This is a genomic window from Paraburkholderia silvatlantica (genome assembly GCF_003096715.1).
Lineage (GTDB): Bacteria > Pseudomonadota > Gammaproteobacteria > Burkholderiales > Burkholderiaceae > Paraburkholderia > Paraburkholderia silvatlantica.
In genome coordinates this window covers 203,504-218,252 of sequence record NZ_QEOL01000001.1, presented here as the reverse complement: position 1 = coordinate 218,252, position 14,749 = coordinate 203,504, and the positions used below count along the sequence as shown (strand labels likewise).

Here is a 14,749-nt window from a genome sequence, read left to right as displayed (position 1 = left end):
CCGTCCAGATAGAGGCACAACAACGGCTCGAGGAGCGGCCCGAGCGGGGCCTCGCGCGCAACGCGTGCAACAGCGCAGACAGCGGCGAGGCAACGCCGAAGCATAGCGATGCCGCTTTTAAATTTTGTGACGGTGCGTGGGGCCGCTCGAATGGCGGCGCAGGCGGATCAATCCGGCACGTTGCGGATCTGCAGTTCCGCGTATCCGGTCGAGGAATCGAGCTCTCGCGAGAAACGATGGCTGGGCAGCAGTATGAGCAGCAGTTCCGCCGTGGTGCGCACTATGCAGCCGCGCGCGACGTGACCGCCCAGCACGCGGCCCTGCGCGTCGGACACCGACATGTGCAGGTGGGCGCCATCGGGCGACACCGAGCCCGCGAGCGTGAGGATTTCGAGGTCGCCGCGCAATCCGGTCGGCGTTTCGGCGCCGGCGAATCGCAACTGCGCGACGCTCAGGCTGCCGATGCCCTGGACGACGAACGCCGCATGCGAGGCTTGCTGGCCGAGCAAGCTTTCGACGGCAACGCGCAGATCGTCGCCGGGAGACAGCCGTACGGGATGGATTTGCATGCTGGGCTCGGTGTCGTCGTATGCGGGACAGGTTAGGCCGGGACGAAGCATGAGGCAAGCCGCGCCATGGGCAACGGCCCGCTCGAAGCGGGCCGCCCTTGCATGCGCGCCTTCACGCGCCGGTCACGGATGCGCGTAGATCGAACCGAAGCCGGGAATGTCGTGCGGAGCCGAAGCCGTCGCCGCGCCCGCTGCCGATGAACCATTCGCCATGCCGCCGAACGCCGAAGCCGCCGCGCCGTTCTGCGCACTCACCTTCGCTTCGGCGGCCTCGATGTGCTGCGGATTACACAAGGATACAAAAAACCCTCGCTATTCCTGCGTTTCGCCAGGCGACACCCCGTTCGGGCGCAGGCGCAAGACTTCCGTCACCCAAACCGCACGCAATACACCGGCGGCAAATGCGCCGAAACGAGCCGCCAGTTCTCGCCGCCGTCGTCCGAGGTCCAGAGCGAGCCCGTGGTCGACCCCATCGCCAGACGCGTACCGGAGTCGTCGACATCGAGCCCGTGCCGGTACACGAGGTCGTACGCGGGCGCCGCCGGCAAGCCGTTCGAAAAGCGCTCGAACGTGCGCCCGCCGTCGCGCGTGCGCGTCACGACGAACCGGCCATCCACGGGAACGCGGTACTGGTCCTTTTGGGCCGGCACGAACCACGCGGTGTCCGGCTCGCGCGGATGTACTGCGACCGCGAAACCGAAGCTCGACGGCTGCGCTTCGATGCGCCGCCAGTGCGCCGCGCCATCGGTCGAACGGAAGATTGCGCAGTGATGCTGGGTCCACAGCACATCCGGATTCGCCGCGCATTGCACCACGCGGTGCGGATCCTGCACGTTCGGTTCGCCGCGCCGCTCGGGCGGCATATAGTCGGCTTCCATGCCCTCGGCCGTGAGGCGCCAGCTCGCGCCGCCGTCGCGCGTCTGCCAGACGCCGCCGCACGACACGCCCACCGTCACGTGCTGGCTGTCGCGCGGATCGACCATCACCGAGTGAATGCCCGGCGCGTCGTAGCCGCCGCCCGCCCATTCGCGCCGCTCCGGGCGGTCCCACAGCGCCCGGTTGAGTTCCCAGCTGTCGCCGCCGTCGGCGGAGCGGAACAGGCCGCCCGGTATCGTGCCCGCCCACAGCACGCCGGGCTCGTCCGCGCCGCCGGGTTCTAGCGACCAGATCTGCTGGAGCGACCACGGCGCGGGCAAGCGGCCCAATGCGTCCGGTTCGCCGGACTGACTGTCCTCGGCCGGCTGTGGCGGATAAACGGGCGCGGCGCATTCCTCCCAGTCCGCCATGCCCGCACGCCGGCGATGCAACTTCACGCCGAAGTGGCCCAGGTTGAGCGCGGCATAGAGCGAGCCGTCGCGCGCGTCGGGCATCACCATGCTCACCGGCTCGCCGACGAACTCAGGTTCGCCGATTGTCCAGCCACCCGCTCCATCGGCTTGCAGAACGAACAGCCCCTTGCGGGTTGCGACCAGCAGTCGATCGCTCATCTCGCTTGCCCTCCTGTCGACCCAGAGTCCGCGCTCCGGTCCCATGCAACGTTGTGGTTCATCCGCCGGACAGCGCCTGCACGACGTACACCCGGCTCTGCTCGCCGAGCGGATCGCTCAAATGCTCCCGGTCGCGCAAACGAACGCCGTCCACGAACACCGCCAGATGCTTACGCAATGCGCCCTGATCGTCGAGGATATAGCCGCGCAAACGAGGCTGTTCGGCAAACACGGCATCGAACGCTTCGCGAAGCGTGCGCGCGTCGATCTCGCGCTCGGGCGTCGCGACGTGCCGCTGAATCGAAGCTGCGAAGAAGAGGTGCGCCATGGCGGTCCGGCGAAGCGGAAGTGGCCGCGTCCGCCGGTTCTGTAGTTTAGGCCATCTGCGAGGGGCTTCGAGACGCTTCGAGACGCTTCGAGACGATAAGGGAGCCCGGATGCCAGGCTGTCCTGCGATGCGGCGCAGCAAGCGCGGCGAGATCCGCTCTACCCCGCCGCAAGCAACGCCAGCCGTTACGGCGCGCTGCCTTCGGGCCCGGACTTGCCGCGCAGGCACGGTGCCGGCAAACGCATGCGGTACAGGGAAATGGCCTGGATCGTGAGCACGCAGAGAATCGCTGTGCCGTAGGCCGCCAGCAGGTTCCAGTGCGTGAGCGTGAGGCTCAGCACGAAGAAGAACGACGCGAAACCGAGCAGTCCTGTGGTCATGCCGCGCATCAGTTGCTGGGCAGCTTCATGACCGATCAGGCGGTGCGCGAACACCGCGAGGATGATCGCCATGAACGGGAACGACGCGAGCACGCCGCTCGCCTCGGGTCCGACGTAAGGCGCGATCAGTGTGACGCTTACGACGAGGCCGGCAATGAGCGTCATGCGCGACGGCAAATCCCACCAGGGCGGCGTGAGCCGCGCCGTTCTTGCCGGCTTGTTGGGAATCAGGTTGAGCGCCAGGGCGATGGCCAGAATCGCGAAGAGATAAAGACCGTTGGCAGGCAGCGCGCTCCATTGCAGCACGAGGGCCACGAGGGCAAACGTCGCGCCTGCGGCCGCCAGCGCCGCCTTCCACCCGCGCGCCGCGAGCCTGCAATAGACGACGCAAAACGCCGCCTGCGCAGCCGTCGCGACGAGCGATCCCGCAGTCGCCTGCGCGGCGAACGCCGGTCCGTGCTCCAGCGCGAGAAAAACCGAGACCGGCCCCGATGTGAGCGGCAGCCCCACGAGCAACCCGCCGACCGCTTCGCCCCAACGGCGAGCAGCAAGACTGGCGGCCATCAACAGCAGCGGCGTAACGACGAGCTTGAAAAGCAGAAGATCCATGATGAGCGACGCAATGCGGAGAATGCCAACCTTCAGGAATGCGCCGCGGGCGTAGGACTGGTTACGTTACGTCCTGCGGCTTCATGCCCATATTGAAGCCCGTCAACGTGGCTGACAAACCATTTGTGGTCATATAATGCGTGAGCAAAACTCACACGTCACACACGCACCCGGCTCCATGTTCGACCGCCTTCCCCCGCTGCAAACCCTGCGCGCCTTCGAAGCCACCGGGCGGCTTCTCAGCATGACGCTGGCGGCACAGGAGCTGCACGTCACGCACGGCGCCGTGAGCCGGCACATCAAGACGCTCGAAAGCCATCTGGGCGTGGCGCTGTTCCAGCGCCTCACGCGGCGCATCGTCCTGACCGAAGCGGGCGCCGAATTCCTGCTGGCCGTGAACCGCGCGCTCGCTGAACTGAGCAAGGAGTCCGAGCGCCTGCGCACGCACGACAGCGTCTCGCGCCTGAAGATCAACGCGAGCGTGTCCTTCGCGAACCGCTGGCTCGCGCCGCGCCTGCACCGCCTCAAGGCCCGCCATCCGGAACTCGACGTCCACCTCGACGTGACCGACAAATACGTCGATCTCAACGACTCGGATGTGGATGTGGCGATTCGCTACGGCAGCGGACGCTATCCGCGCGTGCTGGCCGAGCGCATTCTCGACGAGACCGTGACGCCAGTCTGCAGTGCCGACTATCGGGCGAAGATGGGCGGCATGGCATCGGTCGAGAGCCTCGCGCGCTGCACCCTGCTGCACGAGGGCGGCATGCTCGCGAACTGGGAGCAATGGCTCGCGCTGGCGGGACTAAGCGGCGTGCGCAGCGATCGCGGCACGGCCTACAGCCATGGCAGCCTCGCGATCGAGGCGGCGATCCGCGGCGAAGGCGTCGCGTTGGGGCGCAGCGTGATCGTGGCGGACGACATCGCGGCCGGCCGGCTCGTCGCGCCGTTCCCGCAGTTGCGTCTCGAGTCCGAGCGCGGCCATGATCTCGTCTACCGCATTGGCAGCCGCGAGGACCCCAAGGTGCGCGCCGTGCGTGACTGGCTCGGCGATGAAATCCGGCTCTTTCTCGCCGAGTCCGGTTGAGCGCGAATCAGGTTTCAGGCGGGCACAGCGGCCGGCAGACATGGCGCCACGGCGCGGCGAATGCACTCCACCGCGAAATCGACGTCTTCCGTCTTCGTGAAACGCCCGAGGCTCAGGCGCACCGTGCGGTTTGCCGCCTCCTCGCCAACCCCGATGGCCGTGAGGACGTGCGAGGGTATGCCCGCCGCCGAGTTGCAGGCAGACGTCGACGAAATCGCGAGGTCGCCGGTCAGCAGGAACGGGAAGAAGCCCGGCAGATCGATCGTGAGGCTCAGCGTATGGGGAATGCGCCTCGCGCGCGCGGCGTTGAGCGTGACGCCCGGCAACGCAAGCACCTCGGCCAGCAGGCGCTCGGCGAGGCGTGCAATACGCTCGCTGTCCGCTTGCAGCGCCTCGCGCGCAATCACGCACGCGACGCCCATGCCGACGATCTGATGCGTGGCCAGCGTGCCCGAGCGCAGGCCGCGCTCGTGACCGCCGCCGTGCATTTGCGGCGCGATGCGCTCGAACGCCTCGCGGCTCACATAGATCGCGCCGATGCCCTTCGGCCCGTACACCTTGTGCGCCGACATCGAGAGCAGGTCGATGCCCATTGCCTTCACGTCGATGGGCGTCTTGCCGAGCGCCTGCGCCGCATCGACGTGCAGCAGCGCGCCGGCGGCCTGCACCACGCGCGCAATCGCCGCGACGTCCGTGAGCGTGCCCAGTTCGTTGTTGACCAGCATGAGCGAGACGAGACCGGTGTCGGGCGTGAGCGCGGCGGCCACGGCCTCTGCCGTGATTTCGCCGTGCGCGTCCGGTGCGAGCCGCGTGACGGTCATGCCGCGCGCTTCGAGGCTCGTCATCGTGTCGAGAATCGCCTTGTGCTCGAGCTGGCTCGTGACGAGATGGCGCTTTTGCATCGCGCGGTCCGCGTAGCCCTTGAGCGCAAGATTGTTCGACTCGGTCGCGCCGGAAGTCCAGACGATCTCCCCGGCATCGGCGCCGATGAGCGCCGCCACGTCCTTGCGCGCCTGTTCGACGAGCCGCCGCGCCCGCTGGCCCGCGCCATGCGAACTGGAGGCGGGGTTGCCGAAATCGCCTTCCATGCCCAGACAGCCGAACATCGCCTCGATCACCCGCGGGTCCGCAGGAGTAGTCGCGGCATAGTCAAAGTAACGCCAATCGCCCTTCTCGCTCATCTTCGTTTCTCGCACAACGGAATGGCGAAAATGCTACGCGTCGGGCGCTAAAAAGTGGTTCCAAAATCAGGCGGATTCTCCAAAGGCCGGAGTATTCATTTCTCCTCGACCGGCGTATCGCGAAATGAAATTCTCGACATACCCGGCGCCTTCGGCACACAGTGCCGACTCACCCTTCGGGCATGGCGATGTCCGCACGAATCAGTTCGTCCGCGAGCATGAGTGCCTCCTGCCTTGCCAGCGGTCCCGTTGCGCACGGCCCCGGGCGCGGACAGCCGTCGAACGGATAGATGAGCCGCCCGTCGGTCTTGCGGCGAATCCGCAGCAATCCGTAGTAGCGGCCCGCGCCGTCGATCTGCTCGCCGCAGAAGACGTCGTAATCTGCCGCGCTGGTCGGGCGGCGCACGGCCTCTTTCGGCCTTTTCTCTGGCATGTCGGCACTCCGGGGCTATCCAGGGCGAGATATGCGGATGCCCAGCAAGCGTCGCGCCTGAGAGGGGCGTCGCACGGAATTCGGCGATAACGGGCACAATACGTGCCTGCGCCGCGCCGGACGCTGTGTTCGTGATTCGAACATGCCTTCCCAAAAGGGAGCCCGACCGGGAGCCCGACCGCCCCCGCGCCGCCGCACCGGAATCCCCCTTTTCACGCTGTCATGACCCACGATCTGCCCGAACGTCCAGCCACCGCCGCGCGCCCGGCGAACTCGCCGCGTTTCCTGCTGTTCCTGATCTGCCTGTTCGCCTCCGCCGGACAGCTCGCCATCGATATCTACGTGCCCGCGCTGCCGGCCATGGCGCGCTACTTCGCGACTTCGCCGCAGGCGATCCAGTCGAGCGTGTCCGGTTATTTGGCCGCCTACGCGCTCGGCCAACTCGTCTTCGGGCCGATTTCCGACGCCCTCGGGCGCAAGCGCGTGCTGGCCTTCGGCCTCGTGGTGTACACGATCGGCTGCCTGCTTTCGCTGGCCGCGCCGAACCTGGAAACCTTCGTGCTGGCGCGCTGCCTGCAGGGCTTCGGCATCGCCGCGACCAATCTGCTCGCAAAAGCCATCATCACCGACTCGTTCGTGGGCACCGCGCTCATGCACGCGTTCACCTACATGTCGATTACGTGGGGGCTCGCGCCGATCATCGCGCCGGTGATCGGCGCGCATCTGCAGGAGCTGTTCGGCTGGAAGGCCTGCCTCGTGTTCCTGCTCGTCTATTCGCTCGCGATGTGGGCGCTGCTGTGGCGCTTTCGCGAGACCTTGCGGCAACCAGTGCGTCTGGAACCGCGCACGCTCATCGCGAACGCGGGCAAGGTGCTCGCGAGCCCCGTGTTCCAGAGCTGCTTCCTCGCCCAGGGCCTGTGCTACAGCATCCTGCTCGTCTTCAACGTCGTCGGGCCGTTCATGGTGCAGAACACGCTGCACAGGCCGCCCACCTTTTTCGGCTATCTCGCGCTCGGCATCGGCCTGATGTATTTCCTGGGCGGCCTCTCGAACCGGCTCCACGGCCCGCGCCTGCCCACTCCGGAGCAGCGTCTGCGCGTGGGGGCGCGCGTGATGGCGGCCGCGGCAATCGCCATGCTCGTGCTCGCGCTCACGGTGGGCCTGCGCGTGTGGACGCTTGCCGTTCCCGTACTCGTGATGGGTCTCTCCGCGGGTGCGATGTATCCCACGCTGATGGCCAAGGGCAATTCGCTGTTCCCGCACATTGCCGGTTTGACGAGCGCGATCCTCGGCTGTGCGCTGCTGCTCGTTTCCTCGGCGATGATGGGGCTGGCCGGTTTCGTCTCCGTGCACGTGCTCACGCCGCTCGCGGTGTTCTTCGTGCTGCTCGCGCTCACCGTCGTCGTGATGGTGACGAAGCTGCTGCGCCACCTCGCGCAGAGCGACGCAGCCGCCGCCGCGCTCGCGCAGCGCAGCGGCGAGGCGGCCTGAGCCGCGACCGGTCAGGCCATTACCGGATCGCGCGCGCCACGTCCTGCAACTGCGTGAAGGCACGGTAACGCGCTTCGTGCAGCGCGGCGATCTCGCCCGTGGCCGGTGCGTAGACCTTGCTGATCTGCGACATCGCTGCCATCGCCTCGCGCGCGTTGCCGTATAACCCGCCAGCCACGGCGCCCAGCATGGCCGCACCCAGCAGGACGGGCTCTTCGGCGCGAGTGGCCAGCACGGGCTTGCCCGTTGCGTCCGCAAGCAACTGGCGCACGAGGTCGAGCCTGCCCGCACCGCCGCTGATCACGACCTGCTCGATCGGCGCGCCCGCCTGGGCCTGCACCTCGATGATCTGCCGCAGTCCATAGCCGATGCTGCCGATGCCCGCGACATAGAGCGCGACGAGGCTCTCCATGTCCGACTCCATGCCGAGTCCCGCGATGACGGCCCGCGCATGCGGATCGGCGAACGGCGCGCGGTTGCCGAGGAATTCCGGCACGACGTGCAGGCCTGCATCGTGCGCGAGGCGCACCGCGCCCGACCCGCCCTGCGCAGCCTGGGCCGCCAGCCCGGCGAGCAGCGTCGGCAGCGACTCGCCTTCGCTCGCCGCGCGGCTCGCGGCTTGCGCTGCGAGCGGATGCATCGTGAGCAGCCGCTCGATCGCCGCGCCCGCCACCGACTGCCCGCCTTCGTTGAGCCACGCCCCGGGCACCATCGCCGCGTAGTACGGTCCCCACACGCCGGGCACGAACACGGGGTCGCGCGTGGTCGTCATCGTGCAGGACGAGGTGCCGAACACATACGCGAGGCACGCCTCGGGCTGCCCTTGCGCGCCGACCGTGCCGATGCCGCCCGCGTGCGCATCGATCACGCCCGCCGCGACGGCGGTGCCCGCGCGCAGGCCGAGCTGCGCGGCGGCCTCCGGCGTGAGCCCGTTGCCAAGCGGCGTGCCCGGCTCGACGATCGTCTGACCGATGCGCGCGAAACCTTCGTCGGCCAGCACGCCAAGACCCACGGTGCGGAAGTAGCTCTCGTCCCAGCGCTGCTCGTGCGCGAGATAGGTCCACTTACAGGTCACCGTGCAGGTGGAACGCGCAAGATCGCCCGTGGCGCGCCACGTGAGGAAGTCGGTCAGGTCGAAGAACTGCCAGGCCGCGGCGAACACCCTGGGCCGGTTTTCCAGCAGCCACAGCAGCTTGGGCGTTTCCATCTCGGGAGAAATCTTGCCGCCCACGAAGCGCAGCACGTCGTGGCCCGTGGCGTTGATGCGCCCGGCCTGCTCCACGGCGCGATGGTCCATCCACACGATGATGTCGCGTTCGACCGCTTCGGACGGGCCAACGGGCAACGGCGCGCCGCCCTCGCCGAGCACGACGAGCGAACAGGTGGCGTCGAAGCCGATGCCGGCGATGTCCTCCGGCGAGATCGCAGCCTGCGCGAGCGCCTCCTTCACGGCGTGGCACACGGCGTTCCATATCTGCGTGCTCGATTGCTCGACAATCGCGCCGCTCTCGTGAAACACGGTGATATCGTGTTTCGCCGACGCCACCATGCGTCCGGCGGAATCGAAAATGCCGGCGCGGGCGCTGCCCGTGCCCACATCGACGCCGACGGTATGGCGTGCGCCGCCGGCCTGGTCATTTGAGGTCATGGCTCGTTGACAGTAGATTTACAGATCGACACTGTTCGGCAGGATCACGAGGTCGCGAATGGTGACATTGCGCGGCCGCGTGAGCATGAATACCACGGCATCGGCCACCTCCTTCGGCTGCATGAGACTGCCCTGGGCCAGCGCCTCGTCCATTTTCGCCTTGGGCCAATCGTCGAGCAAGGCCGTGACCACGGGGCCCGGCAGCACCGCGCCCACGCGCACGCCGTGCTTCGCGACCTGGCGGCGCACAGTATGCACAAACGCCTGCACCGCGAACTTCGAGGCTGTGTAGACGGGCTCCCACACCACCGGCACGACGCCCGCCACGGAACTCGTGAACACGATGTCGCCCGCCTTCTGCGCGATCATGTGAGGCAGCACCGCATGCACCGAGCGAAACGCGGCGTTGATGTTCAGGTTCAGCATGCGGTCCCACTCGTCGGGATTGCCGTTCGCCACTTCGCCGCCGATATACGCGCCCGCGTTGGCGTGGAAGATGTCGAGCCCGCCGGCGAGATCGAGAATCCTGGGCAGCATGGCCGCATGGTCCGCGGGGTTGAGCAGGTCCATGGCGAGCGGCAGCGCATCGGGGCCCAGTTCCGCGCAACATTTCGCGAGCCGGTCCTCGGCGCGGTCGATCAGCACGACTTTCGCGCCTTCGTCCACGAACGCGCGCGCGCACGCGAGGCCGATGCCGGACGCCGCGCCCGTAATGGCGGCGACCTTTCCCTTGATCGATTCAGACATGGGTGACTTTCTCCTTGAATCAGGTTCGAACGCCTCAGGCGCGGCCATGCGAAACGCGCGACTGGCGGGCGAGCGAATCGACGATCACCGCAATGGCCAGCACGGCGCCGGTAATCATGAAGCGCAGCGACGACGACAGGTTCAGCAGCGTCAGACCGCTCGCAATCGACTGGATCACGATAATGCCGAGCACCGCCGACCACGCGCTGCCGCGCCCGCCGAACAGGCTCGTGCCGCCGATCACGGCTGCCGCGATGGCGTTGAGGTTGACGTCGCCGGTGCCGGCCTGCTGGCTCGCCGAAGCGAGGCGCGCCGCGGTCAACACGCCGCCGATCGCGGCCAGGCTCGCGCACAGCACAAAGGCACTCGTATAGATCGCGCCGACCTTGATGCCCGCGCGCCGCGCGGCTTCGTGATTGCCGCCCACGGCGTGCATCGAACGGCCCCAGCGCGTGCGCGTGAGCGCGTACTGCATGACGACCGCGAGACCCAGAAAGAGGCCGAACATCAGCGGCACGCCACGCCCGCGGTTGAGATAGGCCACGACGATTTCGAGGAACACCGTGAGCGCCGCCGCGCGCCCGAGCAGGCCGGCAACCGAAGGCGCGGAAAGCCTGGCCGCATGGCGGCGCGCGCGGGTGCGCATGCCGAGCAGCAGAAGCACGATACCGGGCAGCAGCGCAATCACGTGCGAGACGACCGGCGGAATCACCATCAGCTGTCCGAAATTCACCATCGCCGAGCCGTACGGCAAATTGATCGAACCCGTCGAGCCGAGCACGTAGAGCTGCATGCCGAGGATGGCGAGCAGGCCCGCGAGCGTCGAGACGAAACTCGGCATACCTATCCAGTTGAGCAGCAGCGCGTACAGTGCGCCGATCACTGCGCCCACCGCAATGGCGGCGGCGACGGCGAGCAGCACGGGCCAGCCGTCGTTGACCCATAACGTGCCGACGAGCGCCGAAGCGAAGCCGCTCATCGAGCCCACCGAGAGATCGATCTGCCCGAGCAGCAGCACGCAGACAATGCCAAGCGAAATGACGCCGACCGTCGAGCAGTCGAACAGCATGTTCACGAGGTTGTCTGCGGAAAGAAACACGGGGTTCAGGCTCGTGAACACCGTCCAGATGATCACGAGCCCCGCGATGACCGGGAGCGAACCCAGGTCGCCCGAGCGGACGCGGTCGACGAACGCCGAAACGCTCTCGCCGACTCCGCTCGCATGCTTCACGCGCACGTCGCTGCGGTCGAGCAGCGGCTTCGCATCGGGATTTGAGCCGGGCTTCGAATCCGGCTTCGAATCCGGCTTTGAATCGGGCTTTGAATCGGGCTTTGAAGCGTCCGGGGTTTCATGCTGCGGAGCGCCATGGATAGTCTTGCTCATGATCGTTCCTTTCATTGGACGTCCTGTTGCGCCTGGCGGCGGCCCGCGCGGCGCGACACCGCGTTTTCCGTCGCCCCGGTGATCGCCGCCACGAGTTCGGCGTTGGAGGAATCGGGATAGAAAATCCCGTTGTTGCGGCCGAGGCGCAGCACGACGATGCGGTCGGCCACGGCGCGCACGTCTTCCATGTTGTGGCTGATCATGATGACGGCGTGCCCGCGGTCGCGCACGCGCTCGATCAGGTTCAGCACCTCGGCGGTCTGGGCCACGCCGAGCGCGGCGGTCGGTTCGTCGAGCATGATGAGCTTCGGGTCGAGCAGCAGGGAGCGCGCGATCGCCACGGTCTGGCGCTGGCCGCCCGAGAGCGAGGCGACCACGTCGCGCACGCTGGGAATACGCGCGGAAAGCTCGTTGAGGAGCGTCCAGGCCTTCACTTCCATCGTGACCTCGTCGAGCCGGTACGGGCTCAACTCGCGGCCGAGGAAAATGTTCGCCACGACGTCGAGGTTCTCGCACAGCGCGAGGTCCTGGAACACCGTCGCTATCCCCAGGTCGAGCGCCGTGCCCGGATCGGAAAGGTTCACCGGCTGGCCGCGGAACATGATCGTTCCGGCGCTCGGCTGATGCACGCCCGCAAGAATCTTCACGAGCGTCGATTTGCCCGCGCCGTTGTCGCCGACGAGGGCGACTACCTCGCCCGCATGCACGTCGAGCTCGATATCCGTGAGAGCCGAAACCGCACCGAAGTGCTTCGAGATGCCGCGCAGGCTCAGCACCCGCTCGCCGCTCGCGCCGCGTGTCGTGGCGCGGTTCGTAGATTCGTCAGTCATGAAATGGGTACCTCTTCGTTGCTCTCGGGGCCCGGCGCGCGCCGGGCCCGGCCATGCGCATCAGCCGCCGATGCCGAGCTTCTTGCAGCCCTCGGCGTAACGCCCCGTGCACAGGTCCGTTGCTTTCGCGAAGCCCTTGTCCACCACCTCGGCCTTGATGTTCTTCTGCGTGATGACGGCCGGCTTGAAGAGTTGCGTGGGCGTCTTGAAGAGCGTCGTCTCGCCCTTCACGGGCTTGCCGTCGAGAAAGCCCACGGCCACCTTCGCCGCCGCGCCCGCCACGATCTCGCTGGGCTTGAGGATCGTGTTGTACTGGTCGCCCGCGATGATCAGTTGCAGGCCCGCGGTGGTCGCGTCGTTACCCGTGACCGGCGGAACCGGATTGACGCCCGCCGCCTTGAAGGCCGCGACCGTGCCGCCTGCCGTGCCGTCGTTGGCGGCCACCACGCCCACGATCTGCGGCCCGAAGCGGGTGATCTGCCCGCTCACCCATTGTTGCGCCTTGGGCGGCGCCCACTCAGGCGTGTCGTACTCGGAGAGCGTCTTGTAGCCGCTGCCCTGCAGCCCTTCGTGAATGCCCTTCTTGATGAGCCCCGCGGCGGCGTCAGTCGGCGAGCCGTTCACTTCGAGCACGCCACCCTTGCTCCCGGCAACGCCCGACTCCTTCAGGTGCTGCACGAGCGACTGGGCAATGGACTTGCCGATTTCCTCGTTGTCGAACGACACGTAGTAATCGGCAGGCGTCGACGGCACGGGCCGGTCATACGCAATGACCTTGATCCCCTGGCTTTGCGCCATATGCACGAGCGAAGCGGCGGCCGTGGAATCCACCGGATCGAGCACGATCACCTTCGCGCCCTGGGCGATCACCGAATTGAACTGTTGCTGCTGCTGCGAGGCATCGGCATTCGCATTCTGGTAAAGCACCTTGCAATCGGGGCAGAGCTTGCCCATTTCGGCCTTGAAACCGGGGAAATCGTGCTGCTCGTAGCGCGTGGAGGCCTGGTCGGGCATCAGGAACGCGACCGTGCCACTCGGCGCGGCGTAAGCCGGCGTGATGCCCGCGAGGGCGAGACCGAGTGCGGCGGCGCCGATCAGTTGGGTGTGAAGTCGGGTCATTGGGTGTCTCCGTTTTTTGGTTGAATGCCTGCCGGGGTTGCCGGTGCTGTCGTGCTGCCTTGTGAACGCGTAAGTTCGTCCTGCGCAATACCCGAAATGCGCACTGCGTTTGAGTTTGAATGTCTCTTGCTGGGCGGTCCGCTAGCCGATCGCAGGCGCGCCGTACACGGCTTCGCTCTTGCTGGCCGCGCTCGCGGCATTCAGGCGCTGATACGATCGCCAGCGCGACGGCGACATTTCCTTGATCAACAGGAACTGGCGGTTGAAATTCGAGAGGTTGTTGAAGCCCACCTGATAACAGATGTTCGTGATGTTCAGTTCGCCCGACATCAGCAGCTGGCACGCCAGATTGATGCGCAACTGATTCACGTAGCGCACGAACGACACGCCCGTATGGCGGCGGAAATAGCGCGAGAATGCGCTGACGCTCTGCCCGGCCAGTTCGGCCAGCTCCGTTTCGCGCAGCTCCTGCGAAAGATTCTTGCCGATGAAGGCGAGCACGTGATTGATGCGCGTACCGGCATAGCGGGCCGGGTCGGCGCGATACGCCTCGCTTGCGAGCGCCGCGGGCTCCCCGCTTTGCACGAGCAGGTCGAGCAAATCGATGAAGAGCGTGACACGCCGCATGCCTTGTGCGCCCAGCATCTCGCGCAGGATCGGCTCGGCGGCCGCGCCCGTTTCCGGCGTGAACAGCAGCCCCCAGCACGAGGCGTCGAGCAGCGCCTGAACGCGCCTGAATTCGGGAAACGCATTGATCGCGCGGGCGATGAAATCCGCATCGAACTGGAGGACGAGACACCGTTCGTCCACCGGCTCGTCGTGCGGCACGCTGCTTACCCAGTTGTGCGGCAGGTTCGGGCCGATCATCACGAGATTGCCGGGCGCGAAGCTGCCGATGAAATCGCCCACGAAATACTTGCCCGTGGTCGCGGTGATGAGATGGATCTCGTACTCGGGATGGAAGTGCCAGCGCACCGTCCGATAGGGGTAGCCGTGCGACCAGACCTTGAACGACTCGTCGCGCGGCACGGCGACCAGTTCGAGGTCAGGCTGGGAATGTGTGGCGCAAGGCGCGCTCGTGTGCGCCGCGGCTGCCCCAAAGGTTTGCATCTCGACTCCTCCTGCACGGGTTTCTTCTTGTTTTGCGACGGCTGCTCGCGCATACGCTGGACCTGGCCTCAGACCGCGCGCCGCCATGACCGGAAAATTACCCGCCGCGGCGCGCATCCACCACTGAAAATCAGACCGCAGACTGATACTTTCTTGCATTCGGGTTAGTCCTGGGCCGATTCCCATGCCATGGAAGTCAACTTTTGTGCATGGCAACAGCCCTGGCGGGCGAACCCCGAAACGGGTCAACCACCCCAGGAACGGCAAATGTTGCTGCCAATCGCTCGCGTGCAAATCCGGAAAGCGGTCAAAAATCGCCACCGCACCCGTGCGACGGGTGCTCGTG

Annotated in this window: 14 protein-coding genes and 1 pseudogene; 2 read left to right on the top strand and 13 right to left on the bottom strand. The window is 66.8% G+C overall.

What is annotated here, in order from left to right:
• Nucleotides 1-167 precede the first annotated feature (167 nt).
• The 5 genes from C7411_RS01005 to C7411_RS00990 form a co-directional block, all read right to left on the bottom strand.
• The gene (locus C7411_RS01005) at nucleotides 168-569 is read right to left on the bottom strand and encodes a PPC domain-containing DNA-binding protein (RefSeq protein ID WP_110382713.1); all 402 of its coding nucleotides are present in this window, start codon (nucleotides 567-569) and stop codon (nucleotides 168-170) included.
• Nucleotides 570-692: 123 nt separating this feature from the next.
• Nucleotides 693-863, bottom strand: a complete 171-nt coding sequence (locus C7411_RS37255) for a hypothetical protein (protein ID WP_165822716.1) — start codon at nucleotides 861-863, stop codon at nucleotides 693-695.
• Between the two features lie 74 nt (nucleotides 864-937).
• Entirely contained in the window at nucleotides 938-2,056 is a 1,119-nt protein-coding gene (locus C7411_RS01000) for a WD40/YVTN/BNR-like repeat-containing protein (RefSeq protein ID WP_110382712.1), read from the bottom strand.
• A 58-nt stretch (nucleotides 2,057-2,114) separates the two neighbouring features.
• Nucleotides 2,115-2,384, bottom strand: coding sequence for a MoaD/ThiS family protein (locus C7411_RS00995; RefSeq protein ID WP_110382711.1), 270 nt, complete (start codon nucleotides 2,382-2,384; stop codon nucleotides 2,115-2,117).
• 185 nt (nucleotides 2,385-2,569) lie between these two features.
• On the bottom strand, nucleotides 2,570-3,373 hold the full coding sequence (locus C7411_RS00990; protein ID WP_110382710.1) for a hypothetical protein: 804 nt from the start codon (nucleotides 3,371-3,373) through the stop codon (nucleotides 2,570-2,572).
• A gap of 178 nt (nucleotides 3,374-3,551) precedes the next feature.
• Here C7411_RS00990 and gcvA point away from each other — a divergent pair, with 178 nt between their 5' ends.
• Nucleotides 3,552-4,460 (top strand): transcriptional regulator GcvA, encoded by a 909-nt coding sequence (gene gcvA / locus C7411_RS00985; protein ID WP_110382709.1) that lies wholly within the window; start codon nucleotides 3,552-3,554, stop codon nucleotides 4,458-4,460.
• Between the two features lie 26 nt (nucleotides 4,461-4,486).
• On the opposite strand, the pseudogene C7411_RS00980 reads toward gcvA, so the two are convergent.
• Together C7411_RS00980 and C7411_RS00975 are read right to left on the bottom strand one after the other, a co-directional pair.
• Nucleotides 4,487-5,641 (bottom strand): annotated as a pseudogene (locus C7411_RS00980) (cysteine desulfurase family protein); the annotation flags it as partial.
• Between the two features lie 169 nt (nucleotides 5,642-5,810).
• On the bottom strand, nucleotides 5,811-6,074 hold the full coding sequence (locus tag C7411_RS00975; RefSeq protein WP_110382707.1) for a DUF6723 family protein: 264 nt from the start codon (nucleotides 6,072-6,074) through the stop codon (nucleotides 5,811-5,813).
• A 222-nt stretch (nucleotides 6,075-6,296) separates the two neighbouring features.
• Between C7411_RS00975 and C7411_RS00970 the strand changes: the two genes are divergently transcribed.
• On the top strand, nucleotides 6,297-7,565 hold the full coding sequence (locus C7411_RS00970) for a multidrug effflux MFS transporter (RefSeq protein ID WP_110382706.1): 1,269 nt from the start codon (nucleotides 6,297-6,299) through the stop codon (nucleotides 7,563-7,565).
• A 19-nt stretch (nucleotides 7,566-7,584) separates the two neighbouring features.
• On the opposite strand, the gene C7411_RS00965 is transcribed toward C7411_RS00970, so the two are convergent.
• From C7411_RS00965 to C7411_RS00940, 6 genes are all read right to left on the bottom strand, one after another.
• Nucleotides 7,585-9,213 carry an FGGY-family carbohydrate kinase gene (locus C7411_RS00965; protein ID WP_110382705.1) on the bottom strand — a complete coding sequence of 543 codons (1,629 nt, stop codon included), beginning with the start codon at nucleotides 9,211-9,213 and terminating at the stop codon, nucleotides 7,585-7,587.
• A gap of 18 nt (nucleotides 9,214-9,231) precedes the next feature.
• Nucleotides 9,232-9,960, bottom strand: a complete 729-nt coding sequence (locus C7411_RS00960) for an SDR family oxidoreductase (protein WP_110382704.1) — start codon at nucleotides 9,958-9,960, stop codon at nucleotides 9,232-9,234.
• 34 nt (nucleotides 9,961-9,994) lie between these two features.
• On the bottom strand, nucleotides 9,995-11,344 hold the full coding sequence (locus C7411_RS00955) for a sugar ABC transporter permease (RefSeq protein ID WP_110382703.1): 1,350 nt from the start codon (nucleotides 11,342-11,344) through the stop codon (nucleotides 9,995-9,997).
• Nucleotides 11,345-11,355: 11 nt separating this feature from the next.
• Nucleotides 11,356-12,174, bottom strand: coding sequence for an ATP-binding cassette domain-containing protein (locus C7411_RS00950; RefSeq protein ID WP_110382702.1), 819 nt, complete (start codon nucleotides 12,172-12,174; stop codon nucleotides 11,356-11,358).
• 60 nt (nucleotides 12,175-12,234) lie between these two features.
• Nucleotides 12,235-13,293, bottom strand: a complete 1,059-nt coding sequence (locus C7411_RS00945; protein ID WP_110382701.1) for an ABC transporter substrate-binding protein — start codon at nucleotides 13,291-13,293, stop codon at nucleotides 12,235-12,237.
• Nucleotides 13,294-13,434: 141 nt separating this feature from the next.
• A complete protein-coding gene (locus C7411_RS00940) occupies nucleotides 13,435-14,403 on the bottom strand; it encodes an AraC family transcriptional regulator (RefSeq protein ID WP_110382700.1) in 969 nt (322 codons plus the stop codon).
• Nucleotides 14,404-14,749 lie beyond the last annotated feature (346 nt).

Excerpts from the sequence above, each read along its gene's own strand:
- C7411_RS00975 (WP_110382707.1), bottom strand. The coding sequence starts at position 6,074 with ATGCCAGAGAAAAGGCCGAAAGAGGCCGTGCGCCGCCCGACCAGCGCG.
- C7411_RS00950 (WP_110382702.1), bottom strand. The coding sequence starts at position 12,174 with ATGACTGACGAATCTACGAACCGCGCCACGACACGCGGCGCGAGCGGC.
- C7411_RS01000 (WP_110382712.1), bottom strand. The coding sequence starts at position 2,056 with ATGAGCGATCGACTGCTGGTCGCAACCCGCAAGGGGCTGTTCGTTCTG.
- C7411_RS00990 (WP_110382710.1), bottom strand. The coding sequence starts at position 3,373 with ATGGATCTTCTGCTTTTCAAGCTCGTCGTTACGCCGCTGCTGTTGATG.
- C7411_RS00960 (WP_110382704.1), bottom strand. The coding sequence starts at position 9,960 with ATGTCTGAATCGATCAAGGGAAAGGTCGCCGCCATTACGGGCGCGGCG.
- C7411_RS00955 (WP_110382703.1), bottom strand. The coding sequence starts at position 11,344 with ATGAGCAAGACTATCCATGGCGCTCCGCAGCATGAAACCCCGGACGCT.
- C7411_RS00970 (WP_110382706.1), top strand. The coding sequence starts at position 6,297 with ATGACCCACGATCTGCCCGAACGTCCAGCCACCGCCGCGCGCCCGGCG.
- gcvA (WP_110382709.1), top strand. The coding sequence starts at position 3,552 with ATGTTCGACCGCCTTCCCCCGCTGCAAACCCTGCGCGCCTTCGAAGCC.
- C7411_RS01005 (WP_110382713.1), bottom strand. The coding sequence starts at position 569 with ATGCAAATCCATCCCGTACGGCTGTCTCCCGGCGACGATCTGCGCGTT.
- C7411_RS00940 (WP_110382700.1), bottom strand. The coding sequence starts at position 14,403 with ATGCAAACCTTTGGGGCAGCCGCGGCGCACACGAGCGCGCCTTGCGCC.
- C7411_RS00945 (WP_110382701.1), bottom strand. The coding sequence starts at position 13,293 with ATGACCCGACTTCACACCCAACTGATCGGCGCCGCCGCACTCGGTCTC.
- C7411_RS00995 (WP_110382711.1), bottom strand. The coding sequence starts at position 2,384 with ATGGCGCACCTCTTCTTCGCAGCTTCGATTCAGCGGCACGTCGCGACG.
- C7411_RS00965 (WP_110382705.1), bottom strand. The coding sequence starts at position 9,213 with ATGACCTCAAATGACCAGGCCGGCGGCGCACGCCATACCGTCGGCGTC.